Genomic DNA, 6,794 nt, shown 5'->3' with positions numbered 1-6,794 from the left:
TTTCCCCCGACCAAATTCTTGAGAAATTCGGCGATTGCTTCCCTTTCATTCTCCGGTAAAGTATTCTGAATTGCTAACGGTTGTCCCGTCACCGACTCCAGATTATCTAAAATGAGAATATACGCCTCACTGCGGAGTTTTTGCTCTAGTTTCCTTACTCGCGCTTTCAGGTTCATCGCTTGGAAACTCGCCTGTTCAAAGCGATTATAAATTCCCTGACCGATTTCATAAACAATCTGTTCTAAAGTCCAAGCTTTTATATCATAACCAAAATAGAAAATATGGGTCGCCCAGTTGGTTTTCTGCCACCATTCTCGTAGATAATTGAGTAAAGTAGTTTTTCCTGTCCCTCCCATTCCTTTGAGTAAAAGGATATTATGTTTCAGCAGCGCCTTTTCCATCTTGAGAATCTCTAAATCCCTGCCGACAAAGCCGTATTCTGGTAAGGGAAAGACATATTGATTGCCGATATGTTCCCAGTATTTTTCCTCCTCTTCTGGAGTAAATGGACGCAAATTGAGATTAATTTTACCGCGACAATAAATCACCGGTAATAACCAATCTTCTAAATCTATTCTCGTGTTATAATAGGCGCGGCGTTGCTTATTATTGAATAACTCTAACCGTCCCTTTCGCATCGCTTCCGTTAGGTCTTTTCCGTTCAATAATTGCTGATAAATTGGTTTCATCATCAACTTAGCTGCAGAAACCGTCACCGAATATCCCATCGCCACCACTGCTTGCATTCCCGCAGTCATTAAACGACTCCCTAAACTGGTTTCCCGATAGTCTTCTGATTCCTGGGAAATTTGCTTTGCTGACTGACAAGCATTGAGAATACAAATAGGGATATTTTTCCCAGTGAGTAAATTCGCCAATTCCGTCGCTTCTACCGGAGTCGCTTGACCTTTTTCTTCTCCTTCCAGAAACAGAAAAGCTTTTACTCCCTCATATTCTGCTAAATCCTCCAGTCCCCATCCCCTTTGATAGCGCCAAGAATCCCCGTGAACCTGTCTTTGGTACTGTTCATATTCCATTAATCCGCCATGAACATCGAAATGAATAACATGATAGTATCCTTCTCCCTTCTCATCCAGATGTCTGGTTAGTGATTCATAAGTTCCGGGACGCAAAATATCAATTTTTACCGGTATTTCACTACTATTTACCAGTTCTACTAAAGGACGGGAAATCGTGCGATAGTTAACATCAGATTCCTCATTAGGACGCGCAATCACCACCAGAAGATTGATAGTAGGATAAGTGGCCATTTGCACCGGGACAACTGTAGCCCCTCGACGCTGGCGGGAGATGATACAATCTATAGAAAAGGGACGCGGTAAATCAGGATCTTTCAGCGCTTCCCAATGTAAAGCTTGAAATTCTGGCGACTGACTTTCGATGATAATTTGCAGTTGACTTAACTGCTTTCGCAAGTCTCGATATTCCCCATAAGCATTTAAATTACTCTGGAAAACCTGTTTAAATAGGTTTTCGCCATAGTTTTGGACACTGTTGGCGGCTTTTTGCGCCTTATCCGTCTCTAGCGTCGGAAATACTAACCATTCCTCAAAGTACCATTCTAGGTCTTTTTCTTCTTGGTTAGTAAAGGGGTCAGTAACCGTAATTGGGTAGCTGTTACCGCTATCAAAATTGAGAGTAGCAGTAAAGCCACCATCGTTAATTCCTTCTTCGCGGATGGTGAGGACTAACATAGAGATAAGTTTAGAATTGTTCTATTACAACTCTTCAGCAGTTTAACGCTATTATACTGGGAAAAACCTATTGCTTTTAGCCTATGGATGTTCGAGCGGCAGTTGCCCTAGAAGCGGGAAAACCCCTAACTATTGAAACGGTAAAATTAGCAGCACCGCAAGCGGGGGAAGTGTTAGTAGAAATCAAAGCCACGGGAGTTTGTCACACCGATGCCTATACTCTCTCTGGGTCCGATCCTGAAGGCTTATTTCCCTCAATTTTAGGCCATGAGGGGGCCGGAATCGTGGTAGAAGTGGGAAAAGGTGTCACTAGCCTGAAAGTGGGGGATCATGTTATTCCCCTATACATTCCCGAATGTCGTCAGTGCGAATACTGTCTCAGCTTTAAAACCAATCTCTGTCAAGCAATTCGTCTTACCCAAGGTCGGGGAGTAATGCCAGATGGAACCAGTCGTTTTTCCCTCGATGGTCAGCCTCTTTATCACTACATGGGAACCTCGACTTTTTCTAACTATACCGTACTGCCGGAGATTTCCCTAGCCAAGATTCGCCCCGATGCTCCCTTTGAAAAAGTCTGTTATATCGGCTGCGGAGTCACTACAGGTATCGGTGCGGTGATTAATACCGCTAAAGTGGAACCGGGGGCAAAAGTGGTGGTTTTTGGTCTGGGAGGTATCGGTTTAAATGTTATTCAAGGGGCCCGTTTGGTGGGGGCCGATATGATTGTCGGGGTCGATATCAATCCCCAGAAACAAGCTTTAGCGACCAAATTCGGGATGACTCATTTTGTTAATCCCCAAGAAATCGAGGGGGATTTAGTGGCCTATCTGGTGGATTTAACTAAGGGTGGGGCCGATTATAGTTTTGAGTGTATCGGCAATGTCCAGATTATGCGTCAAGCTTTGGAATGTTGCCATAAAGGTTGGGGTGTTGCCACTATTATCGGTGTAGCCGGGGCCGGCCAGGAAATTAGTACCCGTCCTTTTCAATTAGTCACCGGACGGGTCTGGAAAGGTACGGCTTTTGGTGGAGCGAGAGGTCGTACAGATGTACCAAAATTAGTCGATTGGTACATGGACGGCAAGATTAACATTGATGATTTAATCACCCACGTTCTACCTCTGGCAAGAATTAACGAGGCCTTTGACCTGATGCGCCAAGGGGATTCTATCCGCAGTGTGATTACATTTTGAACATAGTTAAGAAACACTTGACAAACTCTTAACTATATGTCTGCGCCAGTTTTCTGGCTCTCTTTAACTTACTATAGAAGCGATCAATCTTTGTGTCCTCTGTGTCTGGAGTGGTTCCTTCCACTCCCAGTATTTACTCCGATTTTGTTAAGATATATTGCAGATACCCTGAACTTTAGTAAACAGAGGAGCTAAATCACCTAGTATTGCGTCCTTTTCAGTGTTGCCAAAGGCACGGCGTAGCCGTCCAGTGAACAGTGAAAAGACATCAGGAAAGTGCTATTTAAAACTACTCACTTAGAACTCAAATCTGATAAGGGACTTGCGCTTTGATAATGTACCTTTTGGGCGAACGCAGTTCGCCCCTACATTGTGGACAAAATCCGTTACTGTAGGGGCGCAAAGCTTGCGCCCTCCGATCGCTCAGGTTTGCTGATCACCCTAAGTAGGGCGAGAGCCTTCGAGATGTTAGGGACTTGCGCTTTGATAATGTGCCATCTGGCTGGTCTAATTCTTCTACAGAGCGATTTTCCGGCTGGGATATTATTCCCACGCAAGTCCCTAACTGATGACTAATAACTTTTAAATTTTTAACTTTAAGCAAATGCGTAATAGCGGACTCCTATCAAAAACCAAAGTCAAACTGAAACGGAAAAAAACGCTCACCTCGCCGACGCGGCCAGCGCCGAATAAATTACAGAATAAAATCAAAGATAAAGAGCGTCTAGTCGGTCGTCAGCGTCAGTCATGGCTAATTATGGGCTTAATTAGCCTTGTCCTGCTAGGAGGAGTTGGCTCGCGCTTGGCCTATTTACAACTGCAGCAAGGACAAATTAACCGAGAAAGGGCAGAAAATAACCGGATTCGCATTCTTCCCAAACCCCCAGTCCGGGGCAACTTATTCGATCGCAATGGCAAAGTTTTGGCCACGGCCCGTTTAACCCATGCGGCCTATATTTGGCCAAAATCCCAGCGTAATCCCGCCCAAAAACTCAATCTTGACCGTTTAGCCAGTATTTTAGGCATTCCCAGAAGCGACCTAGAAAAACGCATTAACGAAGCGGACGAAAACCCCTCCACCCTGATCCGCATCGCTAGGGGTTTAACTCCGGCCCAAATTATCGCCCTAGAGGAATACAAAGACGAATTAACCGGCATTGAAGTGGACGTGGAATCAGTGCGCTACTATCCCAATGGTAAAATCGGGGCGCATATTCTCGGTTATACCGGGGAACTAACCCCGGAGGAATATCAAGCCAAAAGACGACAGGGCTACCGATTGGGAGATGTCGTCGGTAAAATGGGTGTAGAAGCCGCCTACGAGTCAAAATTGCGGGGAGAATGGGGGGGAATGCAGTTAGAGGTCAACGGATCGGGACAAGTAATCCAAATTCTCGGCCAAAAAATTGCTAAACCGGGGCAAGATGTCACCCTGACACTAGATTTAAAACTCCAAAAAGCCGCCGAGGCCGCTTTAGGAAAACGCAAGGGTGCGATCGTGGCGATCGATCCCCGGGATGGTTCCGTGCGGGCCATGGTCAGTTATCCTAGTTTTGATCCTAATGTTTTCTCGGCCCCAATTACCACCGCCACTTGGAAAAAACTACAAGCGGAGGGCAACCCGTTTGTTAACCGCGCTCTGCAAGGATTCCCCCCCGCTTCCACCTTTAAAGTCGTCACTGCCACTGCTGGCATGGAATCGGGTAAATTTCCCCCCAATACGGTCTTAAATACCTTTGCTGCCCTTTATGTGGGGGGGACAGCTTTCGGGGAATGGAATCACGCCGGTTTTGGTCCGATCGGTTTTGTCCGGGCCATGGCCATGAGTAGTAACACTTTTCACGGTCAAATTGGTCGCGGAGTGGGGGGACCGACTTTAATTGCCACGGCTCGGCGCTACGGTTTCGGTCAGAAAACTGGGATAGAATTAGCGGAAGAAACTCCGGGGTTAATTGCCGATCGCGATTGGAAACTGCGTAATTTTAAAAACTGGGATTGGTCGGTAGGGGATACGATTAATATGTCGATCGGTCAAGGATTTACCCTAGCGACTCCCCTACAGGTAGCTGTGATGTTTGCTGTCCCCGCTAACGGCGGTTTTTTGGTGAAACCGCACCTTTTACAGGATGCCCGGGATGTTAAGGAATGGCGCAAGTCTTTGAACATGAAACCTAGCACCCTAGACACCCTGAGAAAGTCCCTGAGAGCCGTGGTAGCGGAAGGAACCGGTCGGGCCCTATCAGACCCCGCTTTACCGCCTGTAGCGGGCAAAAGCGGCACAGCAGAAGCACCTCCAGGCAAGTCCCACGCTTGGTTTGGAGCTTTCGCGCCTTTTGATAAGCCCGAAATTGTCGTGGTCGCCTTTGCGGAACATTCCGGCGGTGGTGGTGGTAAAGTGGCCGCACCTATGGTACGTCAGGTAATGGAGGCTTATTTTAATATCAAGCCGAAAGAAGAAAAACCCCGGCCGAAGCCCTAGAGACCTGTGGCGGTAAGCGGCACACAGCGCACGGTAATTCCCGTGGCCGTGGCGATTTTTTCCGCCCAAATCGCCAATATTTCAGCGTTTACGGGTTTGAGAATTTGCATTCCGTCGCCCGCGCTGAGGGGATTATTACCACGGGTTTCTAATTGTCTTTGTCTTGCCCGGGGACGGGTCGGGGTGTTAAGTTGAATTTCATCCGGTTGTAGCTGTTGCATCAAATCGATGTATCGGTCTTGATCTTGGGGCGACCAAGAGGCCAGTAGCATGGTTTGAATTGCTAGTTTTCCCGACCATTCTTGGCGAAATTGTCTTAATCCCCACCAAAGCTCCTGCCAATCCAGACCGGAGACCGGACGGTTAACCCGTCGCCATTGGGCCTCGGAAACAGCATCGATTTTAGCGGCGACGATATCAGCTTTGCTCAAGTCTTGACGCACTTGGGCATCTCCCAAAAGGGTACTATTGGTTAAGACCGCCACCGGCCGCTCGGTTATTTCCTTGACGGTGGCCATTATTTCCCCTAAATTGAGGGCGAGGGTGGGTTCCCCGCTACCACTGAGAGTGACTATATCCACGTCCCAGGGGGCAAAGGCACTTAAATCCCTGCTAATTTGTTTGCTGGTGATAAAAACTCTTCGTTGCTCGGTTTTTTGCTCAATTTCTCCTAACTGACAGTAAGCACAGTTAAAGGAACAGGTAGAAACTAAACCAATCGGATCGATGCCCAAGGAACTGCCGAAACGCCAAGAGGCAACCGGACCATATACGGAGCAGAAATAATCTTGGCGAGCAGTCATCGAAAATACCGAAAGAAGACGGAGAGGGAGGGATTCGAACCCTCGGTACGGTCTTACGATTCGTACAACAGATTAGCAATCTGCCGCATTCGACCACTCTGCCACCTCTCCAAGATGACATTATTTTAGTCTAACATGAAAGGCCGATTTTTGGCAAGTAATTTTTGGGCAGTTAATCGCCTAAACGACCATCCTCCATATTGACAATGCGATCGGCGATGTCGAGAATCCGGTTATCGTGGGTGACAAGTAAAATCGTGCAACCTTGTTCTTTTGCCAATTTCTGCATGATTTCCACCACATCGCGCCCGGATTGTTTATCTAAGGCCGCGGTCGGTTCATCGGCGAGGACTAATTTGGGATGACTGACGAGGGCGCGAGCGATCGCAACCCGTTGTTTTTGTCCCCCCGATAGATCGTGGGGATAATAATCAACGCGGTTGCCTAAACCGACTGACTCCAAAATTGCCGCCGCTTTTTGATCGAGATCTTGTTCTAAAAACTCCTCGTGCAGTTCCAAAGACATCCTTACGTTTTGTTTCGCTGTGAGGAATTTTAGTAAATTATGTGACTGAAAAATATAGCCAATTTGTCGGCGAATTTT

General features: G+C 47.0%; 5 protein-coding genes and 1 tRNA gene. 2 read left to right on the top strand and 4 right to left on the bottom strand.

From position 1 onward, the window contains the following. Window positions 1-1,715: CHAT domain-containing protein (locus PX484_RS07410; protein WP_288103314.1), on the bottom strand; the 1,715-nt coding region annotated here is incomplete at its 3' end. Window positions 1,716-1,798: 83 nt separating this feature from the next. Here PX484_RS07410 and PX484_RS07405 point away from each other — a divergent pair. Beyond that, the gene (locus PX484_RS07405; RefSeq protein ID WP_288103312.1) at window positions 1,799-2,908 is read left to right on the top strand and encodes an S-(hydroxymethyl)glutathione dehydrogenase/class III alcohol dehydrogenase; all 1,110 of its coding nucleotides are present in this window, start codon (window positions 1,799-1,801) and stop codon (window positions 2,906-2,908) included. Window positions 2,909-3,512: 604 nt separating this feature from the next. After that, a complete protein-coding gene (mrdA, locus tag PX484_RS07400) occupies window positions 3,513-5,387 on the top strand; it encodes a penicillin-binding protein 2 (RefSeq protein WP_287766802.1) in 1,875 nt (624 codons plus the stop codon). Here the strand turns inward: mrdA and PX484_RS07395 are convergent. The 3 genes from PX484_RS07395 to PX484_RS07385 form a co-directional block, all read right to left on the bottom strand. Continuing rightward, window positions 5,384-6,190, bottom strand: a complete 807-nt coding sequence (locus PX484_RS07395) for a radical SAM protein (protein ID WP_287668195.1) — start codon at window positions 6,188-6,190, stop codon at window positions 5,384-5,386. The genes mrdA and PX484_RS07395 overlap by 4 nt on opposite strands. A gap of 19 nt (window positions 6,191-6,209) precedes the next feature. Beyond that, window positions 6,210-6,301, bottom strand: a tRNA-Ser gene (locus PX484_RS07390). A 61-nt stretch (window positions 6,302-6,362) separates the two neighbouring features. Continuing rightward, window positions 6,363-6,794, bottom strand: a 432-nt coding sequence (locus tag PX484_RS07385; protein WP_288103309.1) for an ATP-binding cassette domain-containing protein, incomplete at its 5' end; no start/stop codon positions are given.

It is taken from the genome of Microcystis sp. M49636_WE2, from assembly GCF_030065375.1.
GTDB lineage: Bacteria > Cyanobacteriota > Cyanobacteriia > Cyanobacteriales > Microcystaceae > Microcystis > Microcystis aeruginosa_C.
This window is presented reverse-complemented; position numbering and strand designations above follow the sequence as displayed.

Excerpts from the sequence above, each read along its gene's own strand:
- PX484_RS07405 (WP_288103312.1), top strand. The coding sequence starts at position 1,799 with ATGGATGTTCGAGCGGCAGTTGCCCTAGAAGCGGGAAAACCCCTAACT.
- mrdA (WP_287766802.1), top strand. The coding sequence starts at position 3,513 with ATGCGTAATAGCGGACTCCTATCAAAAACCAAAGTCAAACTGAAACGG.
- PX484_RS07395 (WP_287668195.1), bottom strand. The coding sequence starts at position 6,190 with ATGACTGCTCGCCAAGATTATTTCTGCTCCGTATATGGTCCGGTTGCC.